The sequence below is a fragment of the Polaromonas sp. CG_23.6 genome, assembly GCF_029892315.1.
Lineage (GTDB): Bacteria > Pseudomonadota > Gammaproteobacteria > Burkholderiales > Burkholderiaceae_C > Polaromonas.
In genome coordinates this window covers 2,253,389-2,278,674 of the sequence record NZ_JARXUY010000001.1, presented here as the reverse complement: position 1 = coordinate 2,278,674, position 25,286 = coordinate 2,253,389, and the positions used below count along the sequence as shown (strand labels likewise).

Sequence of the window (25,286 nt, the reverse complement as noted above, 5' to 3'; positions counted from 1 at the left end):
CGATCAGAGATCTTCCGAACCCAGCAGCATTTCAGTGATGCCTTTGCCGGCCTTGACCATCGGAAACACGTTTTCCGTCGGATCGGTTCTAAAGTCCATGAACACGGTGCGGTCCTTGAGCTTGCGCGCTTCACGAAGCGCCGGCTCCACATCTCCTGGCTTTTCGATCAGCATGCCGACGTGGCCATAAGCTTCAGCGAGCTTGACGAAATTGGGCAGCGCGTCCATGTAGCTGCTGCTGTAGCGGCCGGAATATTCGATTTCCTGCCACTGACGCACCATGCCAAGGTAGCGGTTGTTGAGCGAAACGATCTTGATCGGCGTGTTGTACTGCAGGCAGGTTGAAAGTTCCTGAATGCACATCTGCACCGAGCCCTCGCCGGTAATGCAAAACACTTCCGAATCCGGCTTGGCGAGCTTGATGCCCATGGCGTAGGGAATACCAACACCCATGGTGCCCAGGCCTCCCGAGTTGATCCAGCGGCGTGGCTCGTCGAACTTGTAGTACTGGGCAGCCCACATTTGGTGCTGCCCGACATCGGACGTAATGTAAGTATCTGCGTCCTTGGTCATGTTCCAGAGCGTCTCAACCACATACTGCGGCTTGATGACATCGCCAGTGCCCATGCTGTACTTCATGCAATCCCGCGAGCGCCACGCATCAATCGTGCTCCACCAGCCGCCCAGCGCATCGGCATCAGGCTTGAGGCCCGACTCGCGAATCATGGCAATCAGTTCGGTCAGCACATCCTTGACATCACCCACAATGGGAATATCAACTTTCACACGCTTGGAAATGCTCGACGGGTCGATATCGATGTGAATGATCTTGCGTTCGTTTTGAGCAAAATGCTTGGGATTGCCGATCACGCGGTCGTCAAAACGTGCGCCGACAGCCAGTAAGACGTCGCAATTTTGCATGGCATTGTTGGCTTCGAGCGTCCCATGCATGCCGAGCATGCCCAGAAATTTCTTGTCACTGGCGGGGTAAGCTCCCAGGCCCATGAGCGTGTTGGTGCAGGGGTAGCCCAGCATGTCCACCAGGGTGCGCAACTCTTGCGATGCATTGCTGAGCAGTACGCCGCCACCGGTGTAGATATAGGGACGCTTTGCCGCCATCAGGAGATGAAGCGCCTTGCGAATCTGCCCGGCATGGCCTTTGCGAACCGGGTTGTAGGAACGCATCTCGACGGTTTTTGGATACCCGGTGTAAAGCGTTTTGTTGAACGAAACGTCTTTGGGCACATCGACCACCACCGGACCGGGGCGACCGGTGCGAGCTATATGAAAAGCTTTTTTCATGGTCTCAGCCATGTCACGCACGTCCTTGACCAGAAAATTGTGCTTCACGATGGGGCGGGTGATACCCACCGTGTCGCATTCTTGGAAGGCATCCAGGCCAATGGCAGCGGTCGGCACCTGGCCACTGATGATGACCATGGGAATGCTGTCCATATAGGCAGTTGCAATGCCGGTCACGGCATTGGTCAGGCCGGGACCCGAGGTAACCAAGGCCACGCCCACATCGCCAGTGGCGCGTGCATAGCCATCGGCGGCATGCACCGCAGCCTGCTCGTGACGCACCAGCACATGCTGAATGGAGTCCTGCTTGTAAAAAGCGTCGTAAATATGAAGAACCGCACCGCCAGGATAGCCCCAGATGTACTTGACACCTTCAGCTTGAAGCGATTTCACGAGGATTTCAGCGCCTCGCAGGTCTTGAGATTGAGTTTGAGCAGATGCTGCCGCGGCGGAAGCAATTTCCGCTTTTGTGATTTCCATGATGAACCTTTGTGAATTTCTCTAACGAAATACCTAGGGTGCCTCTTGGCTCGCTCTTGTGAAGCCGCGTCGAGACTTGAGGCCAAAACCATAAGCAGAAACATAATCTGCCGAGCCATGACCCGTTTGCCTTTTGATGTGCAGGCAGCATTATGGCATTGCGCGCGACTTGCCGACGTTTTTTAACCCGCCAATGTCCGAACAGGCAGTTCCGTAACAGGCGTAAACGCGATGCGATAATTTCACACTGGCTATCGGCCGAAGGCAACGCAGCGACACATCAAGTCCTTAGCGCTTTGAAAACGCTGGACAACAGGGACTCACAGTTGGCAACTGAACAAGAACTTTCCGATTTTTTGAAAAGCGTTGAAAAAAGAGCTTTCAAGCGGAGTATTTACCACGTCCGCGATGAAGAAGCAGCGCTTGACATCGTTCAGGACAGCATGATGAAACTGGCCCAGTACTACGGCGACAAGCCGGCGGCAGAACTGCCCATGCTGTTTCAGCGAATTCTTTCCAATACGACGCTGGACTGGTTTAGGCGCCGGAAGACGCGTAACGCCCTTTTTTCCAACTTGAGCGAGTTTTCTGTATCCGGAGAAGATGGAGATTTTGATCTTCTGGAAACTTTGGAGAGCCTGACCAACTCCGAAGGAACAGAAAGTGCGCAGGACGCCACTGAACGGGCGCAGATTTTGCGTGCAATCGAAGTTCAGATTCAGGCGTTACCGGATCGTCAACGGGAAGCCTTTCTGATGCGTTACTGGGAGGAAATGGATGTAGCTGAAACAGCCGCTGCCATGGGTTGCTCTGAAGGCAGCGTCAAAACTCACTGTTCTCGTGCAGTGCACGCTCTCAGCAAAGCGCTGAGCGCCAAAGGAATCAAACTATGAAAATTTCTTCAAAGAAAATATCTGTCAATCTGCAAGACAGATTTGGTATCAAAACCGCATCCTATCTCTCCGCCGGTTCGGCAGAATTGCCCCATGACATTTCCGAACGGTTGCGGTCGGCCCGCGTGCAGGCAGTTTCCAAGCGCAAGATTACCAGCACCCAAACCGCAGTCGGAGTGATGAACTCAGGGGGTAGCGCAGCGCTGACATGGGGGTCCACCAGCGAAGGATTGAGCTGGTGGAACCGAATTGGCTCAGTGCTGCCCTTGATTGCACTGGTCGTGGGCCTGTTGGCAATCAATTCGTTTCAAAGAGACAACCGGACTCAGGAACTGGCCGAAGTGGATGCGGCGCTGCTGACCGATGACTTGCCGCCGGCTGCATTTGCTGACTCGGGTTTTGTTCAGTTCCTAAAAATTGCACGCCAGTCAGACAGCTCCAAATGATGCTCCCTGCTGATTTTTCCCCGCAGTTATGCACCGGCGTTTTTAATGGGGCGATAGCGCACCCAACGGTGGCTCCTGTGCGTTCAGTTTTGTTGGGGCTGGCGGTTGTCATTGTGCTTGCATGGCCACCCACCGCTTCATCACAACTTCAACATCCATCACCTTCAGCCAGCAGTGGATCGACTTCAGGCAATACCTCGGCAACCGGCCCTTCCTGGTCCCAGTTGACGCCATCGCAACAGCAAGCACTGGCACCGCTGGCGTCGAGCTGGAACACCGGCATGAGCGATCCGCAAAAACGCAAGTGGCTGGAGATCTCAAAAAACTATGCTGCGTTCACCCCTCAGGCCCAAGCCACGCTGAACAGCCGCATGAATGAATGGGTTGCCCTCAGTCCCCAGCAGCGAGCACAGGCACGGTTGAATTTCGGCAAGACGCTGGAGTTGTCCAGACAGTTGACAGCCGAAGAGAAAAAAGCCAAATGGGACGCCTACCAAGCCTTGAGTACTGAAGAAAAACAAAAACTTGCTGCTTCCGCCAGCCCGAAGCCAAGTGGCGCAGCCACTGCCGTGAAGCCCGTGGCACCGCAAAAGCTGGCAACTGTTCCGGCACGGGCTGTCAGCCAGCAGGTTTTAACCCCTACACCTAGAATCAACCCTTTGCCTTCAGCTCCAGTGCCACAACCGACAGCCCCGCCTCTGCCTCTGCCTCTGCCTCTGCCTCTGCCTCTGCCAGCAAATAGCTCGGCACAATAGCGCCAAAGAAACGGCCACGCATAACAGGCCTTCCTTCTGGCCTATCGGCGCAGCGGCTTCCTGCGCGCATTCACTATTAAGTTATTTCCTTGATTGCAAAAGATATTCAAATACCGTCTATTCCAAGGCGCATGGCCTGCTGGATGTATGAAGGCATGCTCATGTTTGGCGTGGTGTTCATCGCAGGATATCTGTTCGGCACATTGAGCCAGACGCGCAATGCGCTGGACAACCGCCATCCATTACAGGCATTCGTGTTTGTGGTCTTTGCTGTCTACTTTGTCTGGTTCTGGGCCAAAGGCCAGACACTGGCCATGAAAACCTGGCATATTCGCGTCGTCGATACCAATGGGCAACCAATCACCCAGCAACGCGCACTGCTTCGTTACTTGCTCAGCTGGATGTGGTTTCTGCCGCCCTTGGCAGCAAGCTGGATGCTGGGAGTGTCGGCAACCAAAGGCGCCTTTCTGACCCTGGCCTGGGTGGTTATTTGGGCCATCCTGGCGCGCTTTCATCCGCAGCGGCAATTTTGGCATGATGCCTGGGCAGGCACCCGGTTGATCACCTCGATCACCCCACCCAAGGCCAAACCTTCGGCATCCGCCAAGGCGGTAGTTTCAAGGTCTACCTGAAGCCATTTGTCCTGAGTCATAGTGCGCTGCGAAAATCATCGTCATGCCTGAACAATTTCCTTTTTCCTCTCCTGCCAATCCCCAGAAAAGCCGCCGTGGCCTGAGCCGTATCTGGCATGCTGCCGGCTATTCTCTGGCCGGCTTGCGCACGGGGTGGAACGAAACGGCTTTCCGACAGGAGGCGCTGGCCTCAATGGTGCTTGTGCCGGCTGCATTCTGGTTGGGCCGCAGCTGGATGGAAATCGTCCTGCTGGCAGGAACCGTGATGCTGGTCATGATTGTCGAATTGCTCAACACTGGCATTGAAGCAGCCATCGACCGCATTGGGCCCGAATGGCATGAACTGTCCAAACGCGCCAAGGACACGGGCAGCGCCGCGGTACTGCTTTGCCTGCTGCTTTGCGCAGGCACCTGGACCTTGGCGCTGGCCAACCGATTTGGCATATGAATCTTGATATATCCAGTATGAACAATCCTTCTTTTTCCTTGTGCGTGTACTGCGGTTCGCGTTCCGGTAACAGCCCCGTATTTGCCGAACTGGCGCGGCAGGTTGGCACCTGGATTGGCCGTCATGGCGGCCAGCTGGTGTATGGCGGCGGTCACGCTGGTTTGATGGGCATCATGGCCGATGCAGCGCTCGCGGCTGACGCCCGGGTGATCGGCGTGATTCCAAAAGCGCTGGTCGAAAAAGAATGGGCGCACACGGGTTGCACAGAACTGCATGTGGTCGAAAACATGCACGAGCGCAAGCGCATCATGGCCGAGCATGCAGACGCTTTTCTGGCACTGCCTGGCGGCATCGGGACACTTGAAGAATTCTTTGAGGTCTGGACTTGGCGCCAACTCGGCTACCACGACAAGCCGGTCGGCCTGCTTAACCTGGACGGCTTTTACGACAGCCTGCTGACGTTTCTCGGATCAGCGGTCACCGACGGCTTCATGAATGAGTGGCAGATGGGACTGATTCGCACCGGCAGCGATGCAGATCAGCTGATGGCCGAACTGGTGCAGGCGGCTGGAACGGCCTTGCCGACAGTGCAGCTGGACCAGATCTGAGCGGTTAAATCGCTGTTTCGTCTTCTTCGCCGGTACGGATGCGCAACACACGCTCGACGCTGGTGACAAAAATCTTGCCGTCGCCGATCTTGCCAGTACGCGCCGCTCGCACAATGGCTTCCACGCAGCGATCAACATCGTCGGTCTTGACGACCACTTCGACTTTGACCTTGGGCAGGAAATCGACGACATACTCGGCGCCGCGATACAGCTCGGTATGGCCTTTCTGACGCCCAAAACCCTTGACTTCCGTAACGGTCAAACCGGTCACGCCGCATTCTGCAAGGGCTTCGCGCACTTCTTCGAGTTTGAAAGGCTTGAGGATGGCGGTAATTTGTTTCACAAAAAGTCTCTCTATAAGTCTGAAAACTGAAGGACAAAAAGCTGGCGGCTGTCGGCAATGTCACGAGGATGAATCGCGGCCAATCGTCATGCGCCAAACTTGCTGGTAATAGGATAACGCCAATCCTTGCCAAAACTCCGGTGGCTCACACGAATGCCTACGGGCGCTTGGCGCCGCTTGTATTCGTTAATACGGATGAGCCGTGCCACCCGCTCGACCACAGCCCGCTCAAAGCCAGCGTCCACAATGGCATCCACGCTCTGGTCGTTTTCCATGTAGCGTTTCAAAATGGCGTCAAGCACTTCGTAAGGCGGCAAACTGTCCTGGTCCGTCTGGTCGGCGCGCAGTTCGGCGCTGGGCGGGCGCGTGATGATGCGCTCGGGGATCGGCGCGCTGCATGTACCGTAGGGGTCGTTTTCGTTGCGCCATTGCGCCAGCCGGAACACTGTGGTTTTCAGCAGGTCCTTGATGACCGCAAAGCCGCCGGCCATGTCGCCATACAGGGTGCAATAGCCGGTGGCCATCTCGCTCTTGTTGCCGGTGGTCAGGACGATGGAGCCGAATTTGTTTGACAGCGCCATTAAGAAAACGCCGCGGATGCGCGCCTGGATGTTTTCCTCGGTGGTGTCCTCGGGCAGCCCCTTGAATTCGCCGGCCAGCGAGGCTTTGAAGGCTTCAAATTCGGGAATGATCGAGATTTCGTCGTAACGTACGCCCATGCGTTCGGCCATGTCACGCGCATCGATCCAGGAAATATCGGCCGTGTAGGGGGATGGCATCATCACCGTGCGCACCTTGTCTGGCCCCAGCGCATCAACCGCAATGGCCAGCACCAGAGCCGAATCGATGCCGCCCGACAGCCCCAGAATCGCGCCGGGAAAGCCGTTCTTGCCAAGATAGTCGCGCACGCCCAGCACCAGTGCATCCCACAGGTCGGCCTCGGGGCTGCGCAAGGGCACGCTTTCTGCTACCATTTCAATAGCGCCTTGCACCCGTCCCGCCTGCGCAAAGAACAGTTTTTCCTTGAAACTCTCGGCGCGGCCGGCAAGCGAGCCATCGGCCTGCAGGGCAAACGAATGGCCTTCAAAAACGATTTCGTCCTGTCCGCCAACCAGGTGTGCGTACACCAGCGGCAGACCGGTCGCCAGGCAGCGTCCGCGCATCATCAGTTCGCGCTCGCTGCCTTTGCCAACGTGGAACGGCGAAGCATTGATCACCACCAGCAACTCGGCACCGGCCTGCCTGGCCAGTCGCGCCGGTTCCTCGAACCAAGCGTCTTCGCAGATCAACAGGCCGATGCTGACAGCACCAACCCCTTCTCCGGCCTGAAATACGCAGGTGCCTTGTCCTGGCGTGAAATAGCGGCGCTCGTCGAACACCTGGTAGTTGGGCAGTTCGCGCTTGGCATAGGTATCAATGACGCGGCCTTCGCGCAATACCCGGGCGGCATTATGACGTTGCTGCACCGCCACGCTGCGGGTGCGCAGGCCGAGTCCGCTGTCGCCGTGCGTGGGCGTGCCGACCACGACAGTCAGGCCTTTTAACCCGGCCAGTTCACGGGCCACGAGATTCACGGCATCATCACAGGCTTGGATAAACGATGTCCGCAAAAACAGGTCTTCGGCTGCATACCCGCATATTGCCATTTCCGGCGTCAGTACCAGCCGGGCACCCTGTTGGTAGGCGGTGCGGGCAGCGGCGATAATTTTTTGCGCATTGCCCGTCATGTCGCCGACACAGTAGTTCAATTGGGCAACGCAGATTTTGAGTGACATGTGGAAACCGAACCCTGAAAAACGCCAAGAAACACGTGAAAAAAAACTCAAACGATTATGTCATTCGCATTCTGGATTCGCCGCTGGCTGTGAATGCCGGTGAGTGGAATGGTTTACTGGCCGCACAAAGCCCGGCCGGCATCCTGAACCCTTTTATGCGCCACGAGTACCTGGCCGCGCTGCACACCAGCGGCAGCGCTACACCGAAAACCGGCTGGACGCCCCGCTTTGTCACACTCTGGCAGGGCGACACGCTGGTAGGCGCCTGCGCCCTGTATCTCAAGGCGCATTCCTATGGCGAATATGTTTTTGATTGGGCCTGGGCCAATGCCTATGCACAAAACGGCCTGGACTATTACCCCAAGGCACTGATCGCCGTGCCGTTCACGCCGGTTCCCGGCGCACGGCTGCTGGCACGCGATGCGGCGGAGCGAGCGCTGCTGGTCAAGGCACTGGTGGCCTGGTGCGATGAGGAAAAACTGTCTTCCATGCATGTGTTGTTTGCCGACGAAGACGATGTGAAGGCCTGCGAGGACGCAGGGTTGATGCTGCGTCACACGGTGCAGTTTCACTGGACTGCCCCGCCTACCGGCTACCGCGACTTCGACGACTTCCTGATGACACTGAGCCAGGAAAAGCGCAAGAAAATCCGCCAGGAACGCCGCAAGGTGCGGGACGCGGGCATCACTTTTCGCTGGTCGCTGGGAGCGCAGATTTCAAGCGCCGACTGGGATTTCTTCTACCTCTGTTATGAACGCACCTACCTGGAACATGGCAATGCGCCTTATCTGAGCCGCGACTTCTTTCATTGCATGGAGCGCAGCATGCCGGAGAACTGGCTGCTCTTCGTGGCAGAACATGATGGCGCCGCCATTGCTACGAGTTTGATAGCAGTCAACTACTGCCCTGACTGCGCAAGCGGAACTTTTGATGCGAAAAATCTCACATCGGCAAAAGACAGCATGGAGAATCCGCTTTTTCAGGGGCTGACCGCTTATGGGCGTTACTGGGGCGCATTGGCACGGGTCGACTGCCTGCACTTCGAGGCGTGCTATTACCAGCCCATCGAATGGTGCATTGCGCATGGCTTTCAAAGTTTTGAAGGCGGCGCCCAGGGCGAGCACAAGATGGCGCGCGCGCTCCTTCCCGTCAAGACCACCAGCGCACACTGGCTGGCGCACCCGTCTTTTGCCGACGCCGTCGAACGTTTCCTGGAACGCGAAGGTGCGGGCATCGACCATTACCTGGAAGACCTTGAGCGGCGCAGCCCCTTCAAGGCACACGCTCCTCAGCCCCCTTCTGATTCGAGAATGCCCTCATGAGTGAAAAAACTGCCCCCTACACCCTCCGGATGGTGGACGCCACCGGCATCAGCGCTGCCGAACGCAGCGCTGCCGAACTGCGTTTTCGCATGGCGCTGGAAGATGGCGTCGGCGGCCGCGAACTGGTTGTGCCCACGCTGCAGGCCTGCATGCTGGCGCGGTCACTCACCGGCCAGCTGACGCCCGAAGAACTGGCGCATGCCGACCATGATGCAGAGCGCGAAGTGATCGCGCTGTGGGAAAGCGCCGAGGACCAGGCCATCATGACAGCCCTGAAACCACTGAGCCGCGACACGGGCAATGCACGTTTCGAAATCAGCCTCTGAACATCAGTGATGCACTTTTACCGCTTCTTTATCGATAGCTGCTTATGCCCGCGCGGATTGCGCAAAACGCTTTTCTGACCATGAATTGCGTGTCCAGCCCCGAAAATTCTTTGCCCGCAGCAATCGCGCCTTTGGCAGAAGCTGTCGTTCAACCGGTCATCCCGCTTGGCCGCACCCATGCCCGGCGGCTGCGCGAGATTTACCGCTCGGCTGGCTGGCCCTGCCAGGACATGGTCGAGATCGAACTGCTGGCCGGCGGCATGCTGGAGCGCGTCGCCGGTCCAGCCGGCCACGAAACCCTGCGCGTGAGTGATGCGGGCGTTGCCTGGCTGGCGGCCACATTGGCCGTCAACCGCTCGTCCCTGTCGGCGCATGAAGCGCTGGTGGAACGCGTGGCTTGCGAAATGGTGCGCGCCGGCCGCATCGCCTGGCGTACCCTGAGCCTACGAGCGCAACTGCCACCAGCCGCAGAAGGCGAAAAGGCCCGATGGTGCATGGTGCGGCCTGACGTGTTCTCAATCCGCAACACCACAGTCGAGACCTACCTGGAGCCAATCGTTCACGAGATCAAGGTCAAGCGCTCGGACCTGCTCGGTGACTTGCGCCGGCCCGACAAGCGAGGCGCCTACCTCGACCTGGGCGGCGAATGCTGGTACGTGCTGGGCTGCGACGCCAAAGGCCGGCCGATTGGCGCAGCCGATGAAATTCCTGTCGAATGCGGCGTGATGCAGCTTGAAAACGACCGTCTGGTGGTGAGCCGGGCCGCACCGCGACGTGCAAGGCAAAACCTGCCGCTGGGCGTTTGGATGGCGCTGGCCAAGGCAACGCCAGTGGCTGGAGTGAACGATGGCGTGCAGGGCCTGCTTGGCGAGTGCGGCTAGGGCGCAAACCGAGGTGGACCCGGTCATTCGGCCCAGTTAACAAGTTTTTCAAGTGGCTTGTGCGGTATCAGCTGCCTTGGCCCACGGCGCTTGCATTTGGCTGAAGATTTGCGTGCAGCGTATTTTCAATAGCCAAACCTGGCGGCCCCGTACGATGGAGAGTTTGCGAAAAAGTGCGTATTGATCCTATTTTCTGTCACGGCCTGAATTTTGCCGAGTTGGGTGCCCATGCATCAATGTCCATGCGGCCTGGAAGCGCAAGATTGGCGGCAGTCCCCAATCAGGGCAAGTAGTGCGCTTTGCGCAATTCTCAGGCAACCTTAAGCAACAGCGGCCAGAATCTGGATTTGACTGGCGCCACAAGGCAATCTTTGCATCTCGATTCCGGGCATGCGTTCGCTGCCCTGCAAGAACAACTCCCATGAACTTCAACGACCTCGCCGACGATCCCGAAGACGCTCAACACACCCCGGCCGAGCGCGCGACAGCCGCTTCACGCAGCACCTGGGTCAGCGTGGCGGTCAACATCGTCCTGTCCGCTGCTCAGATTGGTGTTGGCATCCTGTCGAAATCCCAGGCACTGGTAGCAGACGGCATACATTCGCTGTCTGACCTGGTCTCTGATTTCGTGGTGCTATTTGCCGGACACCATAGCAAAAAGGATGCAGATACCGACCACCCGTATGGCCACCAGCGCTTTGAAACCGCCGCATCGTTGGCGCTGGGTGTGATTCTGCTGGCCGTGGGCGGCGGCATGCTGTCGTCGGCGGTGGGCAAGCTGCAGTCGCCAGAGACCGTGCCGCAGGTGCATGCCAGCGCGCTATGGGTCGTGGGTGGTGCCCTGATTGCCAAGGAATCCCTGTTTCGCTACATGCTGGCTGTGGCCAAGCGCGTCAAGTCAAGCATGCTGGTGGCCAATGCCTGGCATGCACGGTCGGACGCAGCTTCGTCGCTGGTCGTGGGCATCGGCATCATTGGAAACCTGGCGGGCTACCCGATACTCGATCCGATTGCAGCGCTGATTGTCGGCTTCATGGTCGCCAAAATGGGCTGGAGCTTTGGCTGGGACGCCATGCACGACCTGATGGACCGCGCCGTGAACGAGCAGGAAGTCGAGGCAATTCGGCGTACGCTGGTGGAAACACCCGGCGTCAGGAATGTGCATGACGTGCGCACCCGCAAGATGGGCGACATGATCGTGGTCGATGCGCATATCGAGGTTGATGCACTGATCACGGTGGAAGCCGGCCATGACATTGCCGTCAGAGCGCAGCAGCGCGTGCTCCAGCGACACCGGGTGCTGAACCTGATGACACACGTAGACCCCTGGCGCCGTCCCGACCGGGACCATGGGCCGCCAATTCAATCTGCGCCTGTCGTCACGCCTTGAGCGCGGTCGAAGGCGATGCTCAGTCGCCCGCCGCCTACAGCATCCGTGAGTTCAGGCCGACGATGGCACTGGCAGGCACTTGGCAAACTGGTCGGGAAAATGCACTTGATATTTCAAGGCCACTAAAAACCATGAACCTTCAACATTTCTATCAGCTTGCCAAAAAATCTGTCGTCGCCTGGATCGACGATTACGCGCCCAGCATGGGTGCAGCCATTTCCTACTACACGGTATTTTCGATTGCACCGCTGATGATCATCGTGATTGCAGTGGCCGGCTTTGTCTGGGGACGCGAAGCCGTCCAGGGTGAAATCGTCGGCCAGTTGTCCGGCCTGATCGGCAAGGAAGGTGCCCAGGGCATTCAGGCATTGATCGAAAGCGCCAGTCAGCCCACGCAGGGGCTGGTTGCCACGGCTATCAGCATCGTGGTGCTGGTGATCGGTGCGACCACGGTTTTTGCCGAATTGCAAAGTGCCCTGGACCGGATCTGGCAGGCGCCCAAGGCACCCCAGGTGTCAGGCATCTGGGCCATCGTTCGCAGCCGCTTGCTGTCACTCGGTTTCATTTTGGGTCTGGGCTTTTTGCTGCTGGTGTCGCTGGTCAGCGGCGCTGCCCTGGCTGCTTTTGGCAGCTGGATCGGCAGGCTGCTGCCCGGCTGGGAAAACCTGCTTTTCGTCATCAACATCGTGTTTTCCATCGGCATTGCGACGGTCTTGTTTGCGATGATTTTCAAGGTCATGCCGCAGGTCAAGGTGGGATGGCGTGACGTATGGACAGGGGCATTGGTCACTGCCGTACTGTTCGAGGTGGGCAAGTGGCTGATCAGCCTGTACATCGGCAAAAGCAGCATCACCTCCTCCTTCGCTGCCGCAGGCTCGCTGGTGGTACTGCTGGTGTGGGTGTATTACTCGGCTCAGATTTTCCTGCTCGGCGCTGAATTCACCTGGGTATTTGCCAATGAACATGGTTCGCTGGCCGGTCAGCAAAAGCCAGAAACCGGCACCCTTGCGGCGCGATCTTCTGACTCAGCCAGCCGGCAGGACCAGAATCATCAGCCAGCCAGTAATTTGCCTGACCTGCCCTTGCGGGACGATCTGGTCGTCATCGGCCCGCTTTCGTCCCGCCCTGCCCCGGTCGACAGCGCGTTCAGCCCGAAAGCGCCGCGCCCTGTCAGCCTGAAGGAACGGGCCGTTGTGTACGCGGGCAGTGCGGCTGCCTACCTGGCGTTGCGCTTGTTGTTCAAGCGCAAAGGGAAAGGCCGAAAACGCACCGGCTTGCCTGGCGCCTGACGGAAAAAATCCATGGCGCCAAGAAAACCTTCAGTCGTTCTGTGTGTTCAGGCCGCAGTGTTAAAAATCCGGGATTCACCCACGGCCTGCCGGCGCAAAAACGGGTCCACTGGAAGCGAGGCATTCATGAAGTGCGAAGTGGGCTGGCAGCTTGCTGGCCTTCATTGAACGCATTGGTGCCGGTCTCCAAACTGTTTTTTGTTATTAAACAGGCGGCACGCGCTTGTGTCCATTGCCTGAGCAGCTATGAATCCTGTAGCAAAATCTGTAGCTCACTTTGCGCGCCGCCTGGTAAAGCAAGCATTATTTGACCCATGGCTCGCAGTTGGACTTGTCTGCACATGCAACCGGTGCAGGCGGCCACCAGGTCAATGACTGGCAGCGCGCAATGCCAGGTTGTTGAGCTTGTCCAGACGTTCCGGCCAGTTTCGTGTCTGCGCGCCCTGCAGCAGGATGCGGCCCCAGGCCAGCCAAGCATCCCAGCCAATGCGCTTGTCCCATGACGTTCCCCAACATGCCAGCATCTGCAGCCCGCTGGCGGCGGCGGCTTCGGCGCGCTCAAATTCACCGACCGTCAGGTACAACTGTGCCAGCACGATCTGTGGGTAAGCGTCCGCCCAGTACCCGTATTGAAACTCAAGACTCTGTGTGGTTGAGCCACTGGTTGATTTGGGCCACGTCGAATGCGGCAGGGTCAAACGGGCGGCCGATCCATTTTTTAAGTTCGTCGTGCTCCGGGTGGGCTGGATCGGCCAATGCCTGCACGAAGTCCTCGTAGCCCGGCGCGCCGCCTACATCCTCAGGCGGACAGGCGTTTTCTCCGGCCAGGCACAACGCCAGCGACAGCGGCGCGTCAAGCGTGACGGTTTTTTCCACCTTGACCTTGTGGCGCCAGTTGTCCCCGAAGTCGTAGACGTAGAGGAACGTCCTGCGCGCGCACAGCGCCTCTTCAAGCGTGACGCTGGCCTCATCGATCACGCCTTCAGGCAAGTCCCAATCCGGCTCCAACGGGCCGTAATTAGCATCGGCAAAGACGAACTCATGCAGATGCCCGCCTTGCCAGCCCGTGCCCCACAGGAGCGCGACATGCAGGCGCGAGAGGTCGATCGTGGTGGGCACCAAGAGGCGGCGCCAGACCTTGGGGTACACCCATTCAAGCTCGACATGGAGTTGGTACGCCCGCAGTTCGCCATTTGCATTGGCTGCGGTTTTGGCCCCGGGTTTCTTCGCGCCTCCTGGCAGTCGGTGCAGCTTGGCAGTCATGTTTGGCTACTGTAGCGAAATCGGTGGACAGGCCGTGGCCCGCATCAGGCTGCGCGCGCCATGTCCTGCGTTTGCTGGGCTGCTGGCCACGCAGGCCGGAGCCGCTCGGCCACCCGCCAGGGCAGCAACTCGTCAATCCGGTTGATCGGATGGTCGGCAATGCGCTCCAGCACATGGTGCAGGTAGGCCTGGGGATCAATGCCATTGAGCTTGCACGAGCCGATCAGGGTGTAAATCACGGCGGCGCGCTCGCCGCCGGCGTCTGAGCCAAAGTGCAGGTAATTCTTACGCCCGAGGACGACTGCGCGCAGCGCCCGCTCGGCCGCGTTGTTGTCCATCTCGATGTGCCCGTCGTCCACGAAACGCGTGAGCGCCTGCCAATGGTTCAGCGAGTAACCAATGGCCTGCGCCATGGACGACTTGGCCGAGAGCTGGCCAAGGGCGTCATGGAGCCAGCCGTGCATCGCCTCGACCAGGGGTTTGGCGCGGCTTTGCCGCTGGCGCCGGCGTTCCTCTGCGGGCTTGCCCCGAATGTCTTTCTCGATGGCGTACAGCACCCCGATGCGCAGCAGCGCCTGATGGGCCAGCGTGCCGGGCATCTCGTCCTGTCCCTTGTGGATTTCATAGTACTTTCTCCGGGCATGAGCCCAGCAAGCCGCTTCGACGACCTGGCCATCGGCAAACAGGGCGTCGTAGCCCGCGAACGCGTCGGCCTGCAAGGTGCCGGCAAAGCCCGCGAGGTGGCCCCTGGGATGCTCGCCTTTGCGGTCCGGGGAATACTGAAACCACACCGCTGGCGGCGACGCATCGCCGCTTGGCCTGTCATCGCGCGCGTACACCCACAGCCGGGCCGTGCGGGTCGTGCCACGGCCCGGGCTGAGCACCGGCACGGGCGTGTCATCGGTGTGGATCTTGCCCGCCCGCAGGACGTAGCGGCGCACGGCATCGGCCAAAGGCTGGAGCAGCCGCGCCGCGCCGGCCACCCAGTCCGCCAGCGTGGAGCGCTCAAGCACCACGCCCTGGCGGGCGTAGATCTGGCTCTGGCGGTACAGCGGCAGGTGGTCGCAGAACTTGCCCACCAACACCTGCGTGATGAGTCCGGCGCCTGCCAGGCCACGATCAATGGGACGGCTCGGCGCGGAAGCCTGCACGATCGTGTGACAGCGGACACAGGCGAGTCTGGGGCGCACGTGGCGCACGACCCGGAAGCTGCCAGGCTGGTACTCCAGCACTTCGGAGGTGTCCTGGCCAATTTGGCGCAGTTCGGTGCCGCACCCCGGGCAAGTGCAGTCGCTTGATGCGAGGTGAATCATCTCCTGGCGCGGCAGATGCCCGGGCAGTTGGCGGGGGGCGGTGCGGCGGGAAGCGGCCTGGCGCTTTTTGCGGGCGTCCTCAAGGTCGGCGACGGGGGCGCCTTGCAAGGCCTCCCCCGCGTCACCCGCTGGCACGAGTGCCACGCCAGGCGCCTGCACTTGTGACTGGGCGCTGTCCACCTTCTCGCTCGAGCGCCCGTAGCGCATGCGCCTGAGATGGAACAGCTCCAGCGTGAGTTTGTCGATGGCCAGGCGCAGCGCGCCGATCTGCTCGTCACGCTGCGCGACGCCTTGCTTCAAGGCATCGATTTGTTGCAGCAGCGCGTGTGAACTCATGGGCGCCACTTTGCCAGCAAAACCGGCACGCCAAAAGAAGGGGTTTCACGGTTGCGGGTAGCCCCCGCATGTGGTGTTACCTCCACCCGGCTCCCCGTGCGCGCCCCTTCGGCAGAGCAGGTCATCCGTTCATGAACTCAGGCAGCGAGCGTGGGCTGCCAGGTGCGCACCGGCATGCGCCAGTCGATGCCTTCGAGCAGCATGGACAACTGCGCCGGGCTCAGCGAGACCGCCCCGGCGTCGGCCTGCGGCCAGACGAAGCGGCCCCTCTCCAGGCGCTTGGCAAACAGGCACATGCCCTGGCCGTCCCACCACAGCAGTTTGACGATGTCACCGCGCCGGCCCCGAAAGACAAACACATGGCCCGAGAAGGGATCTTGCGCCAGCGCGCCTTGCGCCAAGGCGGCCAGGCCGTCAAAGCCTCGGCGCATGTCCGTCAGGCCAGCGGCCAGCCACACGCGCGTGCCCGCCGGCAGGCCGATCACGGCGCGTCCCGCAGGGCCTGGAGCACGCAGCGCACACTGGCCGGATCGACGCTGCCGCGCAGTCGCACGCGCGCGCCGCCCACTTCAATCTCGATGACGCCGGCCGCCGGTGCCCGCACCGTTGGCGCTGGCAAATCGATGACCGCGCTTGCCGGTGGCAAGGGATCCATCGTGACCGGCAGCAGTACGGCCTGCGTGACGGGCTTGAGCCGCGCCGGGCGGCCAGATTGTGCGCGCCGCCACTTGAACAGCAAATTGGCATTGATGCCGTGCGCCAGCGCGATGGCCGCGACCGAGGCGCCGGCCTGCTCGGTCAGCTTGACGAGCTTGCGTTTGAAGGCTGCGCTGTGTCTGCGCTTGGTGGCCTTGAGGGGATCTTTGGGAGGTTCCATGACGGTGTGCACTTGTCCGGGTTGAGTGCACACCATGATGGCGTGCAACTCCCCGGATACTGCCCGGCCCATCAACCTCGCGCAAGAATGGTATTCGTCGGACGCTTACATCTGTGGCTCGCCGACCCACGGATTGAGCGCCACAGCCTGTTCGAGCACCGCGGTTGCCGCGTCGGCATCCACCAGCGGCTGGTCCTGCTGAATCACCGACCAGTACAGCGACAGGGCTGCCGCTTCGTCACGCGGTGTCAACAGGTTGCGGCATTGGTCAAACACCGGCGGCATGGGCAGCAGGCCTTCGAGGGCCGGATGGCGAAGCGCTGCGCCAAGTTGGGCTGCCTGCGTGACCATGCGAGACGTTGGCCGCATCGGACCAGGCCAAAGCGACGCCGCCCAATGCACTGGCGCCGCCAGCGTGTTGCGGTGGTCGGGGTATCGCGAAAAGATGTCGTCCTGCCAGCTGTACCACTGCTCGGCGGTGTCAGCCATGGTGAGAACAGTGAAGGCCGCCACTTCTTCGGGCGCCAGCCGCTGCGCCTGTCCATCGCCCTGAAGCAGCAGGCTGCCATCGGCCGCCATGCCGCCTTGAAGCACAGCCTGCACAAAGCGGGTCCGCGACATGGTGCAAAACAGATGCACCAAGCGCTCCGCTTCTTCGCCGATCAATTCGCGCACACGGGCGCGCTCGCTGGCCGGGTCAAACTTCACCAGGTCAACATAGGCGTTGCCGTACACGCTATGCAGCAGACCCAGCATCCGCACATGCACCGGTTGCTGCCAGAGCGTCAGAGTGCGTGCCACGCCCTGCAAATGATGGCGAAAGGTGCCGGCCTTGTGCCAGTCCTGGCCCACATTGCGCGCCAGCACGGTGGGCACCACAGGACCCAGGTCGACATCGTGGGTCAGCCATTCTTCGTCAAGCAGTGTCACGGCTCGTTCAAACAGGGTGTTGTCAAGGGAATGAAATTCAGGATTCATTGGTTCTCCATGGTGGAAACAGTCGGTTTTCAGGCCCCGCGCGACGTATGACGCTGCAAGGCCCTCCAGATTCGCTGTTCATTGTGACCCGTGAAGCCAAGCCGTGGGACAAACACTGGATTCGCAAAGCAGCGCTAGATGTCGCGCTCGGCAATCGCCGCTACGGCCAGCCGCTCGCTTTCACGCAGGAAGTGCTTCGCCTTTTCAGGGCCGTGCCTTTTTTCAATTGCCTTGCCAATCGGCTCGATCAATGCCTTCAACTCCAGCAGCGTTGAGGCCCGTTCAATGCGAAGCTGGTGGATGAAACCGCGAAGCCCGAGCAAGGCTTTGGTTTGCTCGACCAGGTAGCCATACAGCGCATTGAATCGTTCAAGCTTGCGGGTTGGCGTGGCCGTCACGGGTGTCACCGGTTCGGTCGGGGTCGATTTTTTCCCCTCGACCGGTGTGGCGCTGCCCTTGAATTTACGGTCAATGAAGCCACCGTGCAACAAAATTTCCAGCCCATCGACCGGCAAATTGGCCTCCTGGATCAGCCGGTTGACTTCGTCCGACTCGCGCACGCTGTCCACCAGTATCAAGATACCGACCAGCCTCGCATCCAGGCTGTGCGTGGGGGCCAGCAGTTCATTCATGCCCTTTTCTGTCTTTTTATAAACGGCCATAAAGGTGCACTTGTACAAAGCATTCAGTCTACAAAATTTGTCCGGCCTGCCAATTTCATGGCAGTCCATATATTGGCAGTTGAGCAGGCATCAACAGCACTGCGGCGTGAACCTTTTTCGCACCCACGAGTCATCAGGACGTTGCACTTGTCATAGCAGCATCAGCCATGGAATGCAAAATCTTCCCCTGCAACTGGCCCGATTTTCCACTGATGCGTCGTTGGATTCAGCATTTCAAGATGAAAGGACAGGCAGCAAAAGTTTCTTGGTGATACAAACAATCAGGGCAGTTATTTCAGCAGACAGGCCGCTAATCCGGCAAGACATTCCTGAGTTATTTAGCTGAATCCCGGTTTTCGCTTGCGTTGCCAAAGGCCAGCAGGCGTGTCTTGATAAATGCGTTGCCACAAAACCATGCCTACACCCTCTTCTCCACCACCTCCCTCGGCTGGCCGGTCACGCAACTCGCACACCACGGCCATCGTTTTATGGAGCCTTGTTGTCGCAGCAGGCTATGGGCTTTACAGCGGACGCCTGGTAATTCCCGAGCGCTTTAACCCTTTGGCACCGCTTGATGTCATGGCGCCGCCAAACCTGTTGACCCCCTACAAACTCTCGCGTGCCCGCAGCAGCCCTGAGCAATGCCTGGCATCGCTAGAGCAGACCGGCATGCAGTACGACGTGCTGCCCGACCGCATGACGGCGCCAGGCTGTGGTTTTGAAAATGCAGTCCGCCTGAAAAGCGCAGGTGTTCGCATCGGCTCACCGCTGTCACTCAGTTGCCCGATGGCGCTGTCGTTTTTCATGTGGGAAAAGCATGCACTTCAGGCCGCCGCGCAACAGCATTTCGGCCAGCGTGTCGCCGCCATTGACCACCTGGGCAGTTACGCCTGCCGCAACATCAACCGGGGCGAAGGCAATTCACCGGACGCGCCAGGCGACGCACGAAGCCGGCATGCCACGGCCAACGCACTGGACATTGCCGGCTTCACGCTCGAAAAAGGCCAGAAGATCACGGTATTGAAAGACTGGTCGAACACTGATGATCCTTTGGTGGCGGGACCGCACGAGCAATTTCTGAACGATGCACATGCCGGGGCGTGCCAGTTTTTCAACGGCGTGCTGGGCCCTGACTACAACGCGGTGCACCGCAACCATTTCCACCTGGAAACCGGCGGCTACAGCATGTGCCGATAGCGCAAGCCAGCCTCTTTTGCTATTCAATTAATAGCTAATAAGGCATAATCAGCTTGCGCAATAGATCAATTCAACACAAATATTGACTTGTTGACCTGTCCGAATCTAGACTGGCTGCCCCCTTCACGCCCTTACAAGCGCCGCGCCGCAACATGCCGCTAGGCCCGAAAGCGACGGGGCAAAGTGCTTCACAAATTTCGGGGTTGACGTGGTGGCCGTTGCTGTAAAGCTAGCGCTGACAAAAATGGCCGTCGCCGCAAAGTGCATTGAACGGCAACGGCACCTGGTTGCCGACCTTGAGTTTTCCCTCGACGCACCTACTTCCTCAATCACGCGGGTGAACTCATGGCCAAAGGTGGTGCCCACACGGGTTTTGGGCACGAGGCCGTGGAACAGATGCAGGTCTGAGCCGCAGATGCAGGCGCGGTTGACGCGGATGATGGCGTCGCCCGGGTGTTCAATGCAAGCACGAATTTTTGCTCAGCGCGCACCCGGTGTAAGCCGCGGCAATTCATTGCCAGCATGTTTTTCGCTAGTTTAAAAAAGGTCGGTGGAGACAACTACGAAAACGAAAGCGGGTAACACCCTTCGTAGGCGGGTCAACGCAGCCAGGGTAAGAAGCGCCTGACGGAGCGTGGCCCGGAAGATGACAATTCCCGGACGCATCACTCGCTGCGGCGTTCTCGCTGCACGCAGGCAAGCCGCAGCGCATTTCCCGCTGAATTCAAGTAAAAACACACTCTAGCGCACGTTCTTATTACGAAAGCAGCTATGGATTCAATAGCATCCGGAGGCAACGTCCGATGCCTGCCTGACGGGCGCACACGAATGTTGAACAGGCGCTGAAAGGTCGGGGCTTAAACTTGCGGGTTCTGGCGACAACCGGTCGCAGCACTTAACCGGCTTTTAGCGTCTTCCCTTTTGTCTTCTGCCTTTCTTCCGAGCCCCTTTTCCATGCCTTTTTCATCCCTCGGCTTTTCGCCGGCCTTGCTGCCCGTGCTGTCGCGCGCGATTGCCGACATGGGCTACCTGGCGCCCACGGCAGTCCAGGCAGCGGCAATTCCCGCCATTTTGCAAGGCCGCGACATTGTGGCCTCAGCCCAGACCGGTTCAGGCAAAACGGCGGCTTTCGCCCTGCCCTTGCTGCACCGGCTGGCCGAATCGCCCGTTGGTGCCCGGCGGCGCATTCGCGGCCTGGTGCTGGTGCCTACGCGCGAACTCGCGGCCCAGGTGGGCGAAGCCCTTGTCAGCATGGCCAAATACCTGCCGCAGCGGCTGAAGGTTGCCGTGGTGTTTGGCGGCGTGTCGATCAATCCACAAATGATGAACCTTCGGGGCGGGGCCGACATCATCGTCGCCACGCCAGGCCGGTTGATCGACCTGATCGACCACAAAGCGCTAACGCTGGACGCCGTTGAGACCCTGGTGCTTGATGAAGCCGACCGGCTGCTGGACCTGGGATTTGGCGAAGAGCTGGGTCGCATTCTGCAGCTGTTGCCGGTGCAGCGCCAGAACCTGTTTTTCTCGGCAACCTTTCCGCCGGCCATCGAAGCACTGGCCGCCCGCATGCTGCGCGAGCCCTTGCGCATTGAGGTGCAGGCTGCGCCACAAGCCGAGCCCGACATTGCGCAGCGCGCCATTGAGGTTGATCCGAGCAGGCGCACGCAGTTGCTGCGCCATTTGGTGCAGACTGAAAAATGGAGCCGAGTGCTGGTGTTTGTCGCGACAAAGCATGCCGCCGAGATCGTGGCCGACAAGCTGCGCAAGGCCGACATCGAGGCAGAACCCTTTCACGGCGAACTGAGCCAGGGCAAGCGAACGCAGGTGCTGCTCGACTTCAAGGAAAAGCGGGTGCAGGTGGTGGTGGCTACCGACGTGGCTGCGCGGGGCCTGGACATTGTGCAACTGCCGGTGGTGGTCAACTTCGATCTGCCGCGCTCGTCAAGCGACTACACACACCGCATCGGCCGCACCGGACGGGCCGGTGAAAGCGGCATGGCGATCAGCTTTGTCAGCGCCGGCACAGACGCGCATTTCCGGCTGATTGAAAAGCGCCAGCGCCTGAACGTGCCGCGTGAACAGGTCGCCGGTTTCGAGCCTCTTGAAATCGTTCAGCCCAATGCGGCAGATCCGCTGTCGGTAGGCGGTATCAAGGGCAAGCGCCCGAGCAAGAAGGACAAGCTGCGTGAAGCGGCCGGCCAGATCAAGCCGGCGCAAGACTAATAATCTTTTGGTCGGGACTGTCTGCAGCGTTTATTCGAAGTCTGCGTCGTTGCCCGAATCGGCTTGTGCGCCCTGCGGCCGGGCGCTGCGGTGGCCATGCCTGGTGACCACCTCGACATAAAACTGCTCGGCACCTTCCAGCACAGCCGTGTCGATCGATGTCATCAGCGCGGCAAAGTGAACCACGGCCGCCGTGGCTTCGTTGCTGCCGAACTTGCACTCAAAATCCCAAAAATCCACGCCTGCGGGCAAAGCCCGGCTGCGTTCGCGCTTGACGTATTTGCGAATGTCGTGCTTGCTGGCTTCAACCAGACGGTCGCGGTTCTTGCCTTCGATGTTAAGGAGGAATGTTTTTCTCACGGAATGGTCCTAATGGGGGTTTGATGCGATTCACCCCTTGCGGACGTGACTCAGAAGCGGACCATTATCGGTCCAGCGTTGGCAGCCTCTTGGCAGCCGGGTTCAACTGCGTTGCAGCAATGCCTTGTCAACCGCATCGTGCAGGTGCTGCAGTCCAAACGACACATCGATGAACGTGCCATTGACATAAAACGCAGGCGTCGAGCGCACAACCAGGTGCTGGCCGCCCAGCATATGCTCCTGCACCCGCTGGAGATAGACATGGTCGGACATTTCGTTGGTATAACGCGCCATGTCCAGACCAACCTGACCGGCATAGTCCAGCAAATGCTTTTCCTTCAGATGCTGCGCATGGGTGAACAGCAGGTCATACATGGGCCAGAAGCGGCCTTGCGCACCGGCTGCTTCGGCGGCTTCGGCCGCGAGTTCAGCACGCGGATGCACTTCACGCAGCGGAAAATGGCGAAACACAAAGCACAGCTTGTCGCCAAAATGAGCCCGCAGAATATTCACTGCGCCGTAGGCCTGGCAGCAAGCCGGGCATTCGAAGTCACCGTACTCAACCAGCGTGACCGGAGCGGATACCGACCCGCTGATGTGGTCAGTTGCCTCGTCAGGTTGCAGCACGGACACTTTTCTGGAATGGGGGTTCATGACGGGTTTCCCTTTACATGTCGCTTGCCCTTGACTGACAAAAAATCCAGCAGGCCCGGGTTTGTACTATGCACTGCCGGACATTGAAAAATCAAGTCTTGGGCAAATCAGCGAATTCCGATGGCGAAATCGGCGAACCGGCGAGGCCTCAGGTCACGGACGCCGCTGCGGCTGCAGCAGCCGACGCAGCGGCAGCCGCCTCAAGCGCTTCGTCCAGCCCTTTGCAGGAAGGTGAGCATACGGCTTGGGACTTGCCCAGCACCTTGCGCGTGCCCATCAGAGAGCGAGCCCGATGCTTTCCGCACATGAAGCACGACATGGTAGCCGCGCCAAACGACGTGGTAGCCGCAAAGGGCGAACCCGAAACTTTGGATTTATAGCGCAGGCCGTCTGCGAGTACTGCGGTTTTTGCGTCAGCTCTTGCCATGGGTAGGGTCTTCCTTATGTGATGGATTGGAACGGTCCATGGCCCGACGCATCGCGCGGTCCAGAACCTCTTTGGCTTGCCGCTCTGCAGCGAGTGAAGCGTCCAGCGCCGAGCGGCAAAGCCCGGCATGCTGGTAATAAACGTTCTCGTACAGTTCGGCTGCAGCAGGATGGCTGTCGAGCAAGGCGCCGAGCGCCGTTCCCGGCTCGACTTCGCCCAACTCGCTCACCAGATGCTGAACGACCGAGCGGTACTGTTCGGCACCAACCGGCACAGCGCTGCGCTCCAGTCGCTCAAGCAGTTCAGCGAGCACATGGGTCACGGTCAGATCGGTTTTGCGGGCGTTTGATTTAATGGCGTTCATGTTATAGATTTGGGGGTTCCATCCCCAAATTCAAGCACTTTGCCAGTCGGCGTCACCAGGGTTGGATCGGCGGCCGGGCCACTTAAAGCCCAGCCCGACAAACGTTATCGCTATATTATTTATAGCTTTTCACGCTTGCCTGTCGTGGGTTGGAGACGTATTTTACCGTTAAAACCAAAGCAAGTCACTATCCCGGGTGGCAACGAGGTCTTTACAGCCCCGTTTTCAGCCCGGCGGCCAGTCCGGACGCACGGCTTCAGCGGCACGTCAGCGCAATCAACACGCTGGAGGCGTGGACCCACGGCTCTTCGCGTAAGCGACAAGTGGGATCAGCACGGCGTCGTTGCCTTGCGTGTCGGCGGCCACGGCGACCTGTTTGAGGCAGTCAAAGCTGACTTCACTGGCACCTTTTCTGATACCAAGGTAGCGGCTGTCGCCGTGGGCGGGGACGAATCAGAAAATTGCCTATTGAATGCTGCTTCATGAGTTGTTGGTGATTGCCCGAAGCGCTACTTGCTTCATACAGAGAAAGCATCATTCCCGCGACCCGAACGGGCCGGGGAATCAGGCAGGGCTTGAAAAAGGCGTCGGCCACGCGCTGCTGGTCGGCCATGGTGGTTAGGCCAGCGGGCATGAAGCTCACTTTTGCATGTAGATCTGGTCGAACGAGCCACCATCGGCAAAATGGTCCTTGTCGGCCTTGGTCCAGCCGCCAAAACCCTGGTCAATCGTAAACAGTGTGAGCTTGGGGAACTGGCTGGCGTACTTGGCCTTGGCTTTTTCGCCGGTCGGTCGATAGTGGTTGCGCCCGGCAATGTCCTGGCCCTCGTCGGAATACAGGTAGTCCAGATACGCGGCGGCCACGGCGCGTGTGCCTTTCTTGTCCACGTTCTTGTCGACCAGCGCCACCGTGGGCTCGGCCAGGATGCTGATCGACGGCACCACCACCTGGAACTTGTCGGCGCCAAACTCTTTCAGCGCCAGGAAGGCTTCGTTTTCCCAGGCCAGCAGCACGTCGCCAACGCTGCGCTGCACGAAGGTGATGGTCGAGCCGCGCGCGCCGGTGTCGAGTACCGGCACGTTCTTGTAGAGCTGGCCGACGAACTCCCTGGCCTTGGCATCGCTGCCGGCGTTCTTGCGCTTGGCAAATTCCCAGGCGGCCAGGTAGTTCCAGCGCGCGCCGCCCGACGTCTTGGGGTTGGGCGTGATGACGGACACGCCGGGTCTGGCCAGGTCGTCCCAGTCCTTGATGGCCTTGGGGTTGCCCTTGCGTACCAGGAACACGATGGTCGAGGTGTAGGGCGCCGAGTTGTGCGGCAGGCGCTTTTGCCAGTCCTTCGGAACCAGGCCGCCGTTCTTCACCAGCGCATCAACATCGCCGGCCAGCCCCAGCGTGACCACGTCGGCGTCGATGCCGTCGATCACCGAGCGCGCCTGCTTGCCCGAGCCGCCATGCGACTGCTTGATGCTCACGTCCTGTCCGGTCTTGGCCTTCCAGTATTTGGTGAAGGCGGCGTTGTAGTCCACATAGAGTTCGCGGGTCGGGTCGTAGGACACGTTAAGCAGCCTGACCGGCGCCGTCTGGGCTTGGCTGGACAGCACTGCCCCGGCCAAAGCCATGGCCAATGCGGTGCGGCCTGAAAGATTGATAAAGTACCTGCGTGAGTTCATGGTTTGCTTCCCTTGTTTTGAAAAATCGCATTCAAATGCGGACAAAATGGATTCTGGATGTCGGCAATGAA

The 25,286-nt window shown here is 59.5% G+C and carries 27 protein-coding genes and 3 pseudogenes; 13 read left to right on the top strand and 17 right to left on the bottom strand.

The genetic code is table 11. The features are described from left to right. Nucleotides 1-3: 3 nt before the first annotated feature. Complete coding sequence (locus tag H4V98_RS10755; protein ID WP_280757499.1) at nt 4-1,782, bottom strand: acetolactate synthase 3 catalytic subunit; 1,779 nt, start codon at nt 1,780-1,782, stop codon at nt 4-6. 326 nt (nt 1,783-2,108) lie between these two features. Here H4V98_RS10755 and H4V98_RS10750 point away from each other — a divergent pair, with 326 nt between their 5' ends. From H4V98_RS10750 to H4V98_RS10725, 6 genes are all read left to right on the top strand, one after another. Next, nucleotides 2,109-2,675, top strand: a complete 567-nt coding sequence (locus H4V98_RS10750; RefSeq protein WP_196863308.1) for an RNA polymerase sigma factor — start codon at nt 2,109-2,111, stop codon at nt 2,673-2,675. Further along, nucleotides 2,672-3,121 (top strand): DUF3619 family protein, encoded by a 450-nt coding sequence (locus H4V98_RS10745; protein WP_196863254.1) that lies wholly within the window; start codon nt 2,672-2,674, stop codon nt 3,119-3,121. Before H4V98_RS10750 ends, H4V98_RS10745 begins: the two co-directional genes overlap by 4 nt. Next, on the top strand, nt 3,118-3,876 hold the full coding sequence (locus H4V98_RS10740; protein ID WP_280757498.1) for a DUF3106 domain-containing protein: 759 nt from the start codon (nt 3,118-3,120) through the stop codon (nt 3,874-3,876). Before H4V98_RS10745 ends, H4V98_RS10740 begins: the two co-directional genes overlap by 4 nt. Nucleotides 3,877-3,995: 119 nt before the next feature. Further along, nucleotides 3,996-4,508: an RDD family protein gene (locus H4V98_RS10735; protein WP_280757853.1), complete on the top strand. Its 513-nt coding sequence runs from the start codon at nt 3,996-3,998 to the stop codon at nt 4,506-4,508. A 43-nt stretch (nt 4,509-4,551) separates the two neighbouring features. Continuing rightward, on the top strand, nt 4,552-4,956 hold the full coding sequence (locus H4V98_RS10730) for a diacylglycerol kinase (RefSeq protein ID WP_196863257.1): 405 nt from the start codon (nt 4,552-4,554) through the stop codon (nt 4,954-4,956). A 17-nt stretch (nt 4,957-4,973) separates the two neighbouring features. Next, on the top strand, nt 4,974-5,564 hold the full coding sequence (locus tag H4V98_RS10725) for a TIGR00730 family Rossman fold protein (RefSeq protein ID WP_196863258.1): 591 nt from the start codon (nt 4,974-4,976) through the stop codon (nt 5,562-5,564). 4 nt (nt 5,565-5,568) lie between these two features. Here the strand turns inward: H4V98_RS10725 and H4V98_RS10720 are convergent, their stop codons facing one another. Both H4V98_RS10720 and H4V98_RS10715 read right to left on the bottom strand, forming a co-directional pair. Continuing rightward, a complete protein-coding gene (locus H4V98_RS10720; protein ID WP_196863259.1) occupies nt 5,569-5,907 on the bottom strand; it encodes a P-II family nitrogen regulator in 339 nt (112 codons plus the stop codon). Between the two features lie 86 nt (nt 5,908-5,993). After that, nucleotides 5,994-7,682, bottom strand: coding sequence for an NAD+ synthase (locus H4V98_RS10715; RefSeq protein ID WP_196863260.1), 1,689 nt, complete (start codon nt 7,680-7,682; stop codon nt 5,994-5,996). Nucleotides 7,683-7,717: 35 nt separating this feature from the next. Between H4V98_RS10715 and H4V98_RS10710 the strand changes: the two genes are divergently transcribed. The 5 genes from H4V98_RS10710 (at nt 7,718) to H4V98_RS10690 (ending at nt 12,890) form a co-directional block, all read left to right on the top strand. Next, nucleotides 7,718-9,004, top strand: coding sequence for a GNAT family N-acetyltransferase (locus H4V98_RS10710; RefSeq protein ID WP_196863261.1), 1,287 nt, complete (start codon nt 7,718-7,720; stop codon nt 9,002-9,004). Further along, nucleotides 9,001-9,330: a hypothetical protein gene (locus H4V98_RS10705; RefSeq protein ID WP_196863262.1), complete on the top strand. Its 330-nt coding sequence runs from the start codon at nt 9,001-9,003 to the stop codon at nt 9,328-9,330. The genes H4V98_RS10710 and H4V98_RS10705 overlap by 4 nt, the downstream gene beginning before the upstream one ends. An 80-nt stretch (nt 9,331-9,410) precedes the next feature. Continuing rightward, complete coding sequence (locus H4V98_RS10700) at nt 9,411-10,211, top strand: hypothetical protein (protein WP_231374700.1); 801 nt, start codon at nt 9,411-9,413, stop codon at nt 10,209-10,211. 421 nt (nt 10,212-10,632) lie between these two features. Further along, nucleotides 10,633-11,601 (top strand): cation diffusion facilitator family transporter, encoded by a 969-nt coding sequence (locus H4V98_RS10695; protein ID WP_196863264.1) that lies wholly within the window; start codon nt 10,633-10,635, stop codon nt 11,599-11,601. Nucleotides 11,602-11,732: 131 nt separating this feature from the next. Further along, complete coding sequence (locus H4V98_RS10690; protein WP_196863265.1) at nt 11,733-12,890, top strand: YihY/virulence factor BrkB family protein; 1,158 nt, start codon at nt 11,733-11,735, stop codon at nt 12,888-12,890. Between the two features lie 368 nt (nt 12,891-13,258). On the opposite strand, the pseudogene H4V98_RS10685 reads toward H4V98_RS10690, so the two are convergent. The 7 genes and pseudogenes from H4V98_RS10685 to H4V98_RS10655 all read right to left on the bottom strand — a co-directional run. Continuing rightward, nucleotides 13,259-13,495, bottom strand: a pseudogene (locus H4V98_RS10685) (tetratricopeptide repeat protein); the annotation flags it as partial. A 31-nt stretch (nt 13,496-13,526) separates the two neighbouring features. Next, nucleotides 13,527-14,153 carry a plasmid pRiA4b ORF-3 family protein gene (locus H4V98_RS10680; protein ID WP_280757185.1) on the bottom strand — a complete coding sequence of 209 codons (627 nt, stop codon included), beginning with the start codon at nt 14,151-14,153 and terminating at the stop codon, nt 13,527-13,529. Nucleotides 14,154-14,197: 44 nt separating this feature from the next. Beyond that, nucleotides 14,198-15,802, bottom strand: coding sequence for an IS66 family transposase (locus H4V98_RS10675; protein ID WP_280757186.1), 1,605 nt, complete (start codon nt 15,800-15,802; stop codon nt 14,198-14,200). Nucleotides 15,803-15,939: 137 nt separating this feature from the next. After that, nucleotides 15,940-16,287, bottom strand: coding sequence for an IS66 family insertion sequence element accessory protein TnpB (gene tnpB, locus H4V98_RS10670; RefSeq protein WP_280757187.1), 348 nt, complete (start codon nt 16,285-16,287; stop codon nt 15,940-15,942). Then, nucleotides 16,284-16,679, bottom strand: a complete 396-nt coding sequence (locus H4V98_RS10665; protein WP_280757188.1) for a transposase — start codon at nt 16,677-16,679, stop codon at nt 16,284-16,286. The genes tnpB and H4V98_RS10665 overlap by 4 nt, the downstream gene beginning before the upstream one ends. Nucleotides 16,680-16,787: 108 nt before the next feature. Next, nucleotides 16,788-17,657 (bottom strand): annotated as a pseudogene (locus H4V98_RS10660) (DUF6817 domain-containing protein); the annotation flags it as partial. 134 nt (nt 17,658-17,791) lie between these two features. Next, the gene (locus H4V98_RS10655; protein WP_196863267.1) at nt 17,792-18,289 is read right to left on the bottom strand and encodes a hypothetical protein; all 498 of its coding nucleotides are present in this window, start codon (nt 18,287-18,289) and stop codon (nt 17,792-17,794) included. Nucleotides 18,290-18,733: 444 nt separating this feature from the next. Here H4V98_RS10655 and H4V98_RS10650 point away from each other — a divergent pair, with 444 nt between their 5' ends. Continuing rightward, a complete protein-coding gene (locus H4V98_RS10650) occupies nt 18,734-19,516 on the top strand; it encodes an extensin family protein (RefSeq protein ID WP_196863268.1) in 783 nt (260 codons plus the stop codon). Nucleotides 19,517-19,639: 123 nt separating this feature from the next. Here the strand turns inward: H4V98_RS10650 and H4V98_RS21590 are convergent, their stop codons facing one another. Then, entirely contained in the window at nt 19,640-19,912 is a 273-nt protein-coding gene (locus tag H4V98_RS21590) for a hypothetical protein (protein ID WP_348535232.1), read from the bottom strand. Between the two features lie 558 nt (nt 19,913-20,470). On the opposite strand from H4V98_RS21590, the gene H4V98_RS10640 reads away from it, so the two are divergent. Beyond that, entirely contained in the window at nt 20,471-21,739 is a 1,269-nt protein-coding gene (locus H4V98_RS10640) for a DEAD/DEAH box helicase (RefSeq protein ID WP_280757497.1), read from the top strand. Between the two features lie 30 nt (nt 21,740-21,769). Here H4V98_RS10640 and H4V98_RS10635 read toward each other — a convergent pair whose 3' ends face one another. From H4V98_RS10635 to H4V98_RS10610, 6 genes and pseudogenes are all read right to left on the bottom strand, one after another. After that, a complete protein-coding gene (locus H4V98_RS10635; protein WP_280757496.1) occupies nt 21,770-22,099 on the bottom strand; it encodes a DUF6172 family protein in 330 nt (109 codons plus the stop codon). A 102-nt stretch (nt 22,100-22,201) separates the two neighbouring features. Next, entirely contained in the window at nt 22,202-22,753 is a 552-nt protein-coding gene (locus tag H4V98_RS10630; protein ID WP_196863271.1) for a thioredoxin domain-containing protein, read from the bottom strand. A gap of 148 nt (nt 22,754-22,901) precedes the next feature. Next, nucleotides 22,902-23,180: a hypothetical protein gene (locus tag H4V98_RS10625; protein WP_196863272.1), complete on the bottom strand. Its 279-nt coding sequence runs from the start codon at nt 23,178-23,180 to the stop codon at nt 22,902-22,904. Continuing rightward, on the bottom strand, nt 23,167-23,544 hold the full coding sequence (locus H4V98_RS10620) for a hypothetical protein (protein WP_280757495.1): 378 nt from the start codon (nt 23,542-23,544) through the stop codon (nt 23,167-23,169). The genes H4V98_RS10625 and H4V98_RS10620 overlap by 14 nt, the downstream gene beginning before the upstream one ends. Nucleotides 23,545-23,803: 259 nt before the next feature. Beyond that, nucleotides 23,804-23,961: pseudogene (locus tag H4V98_RS10615) on the bottom strand (alkanesulfonate monooxygenase); the annotation flags it as partial. Between the two features lie 222 nt (nt 23,962-24,183). Further along, complete coding sequence (locus H4V98_RS10610; protein ID WP_280757494.1) at nt 24,184-25,215, bottom strand: sulfate ABC transporter substrate-binding protein; 1,032 nt, start codon at nt 25,213-25,215, stop codon at nt 24,184-24,186. Nucleotides 25,216-25,286 lie beyond the last annotated feature (71 nt).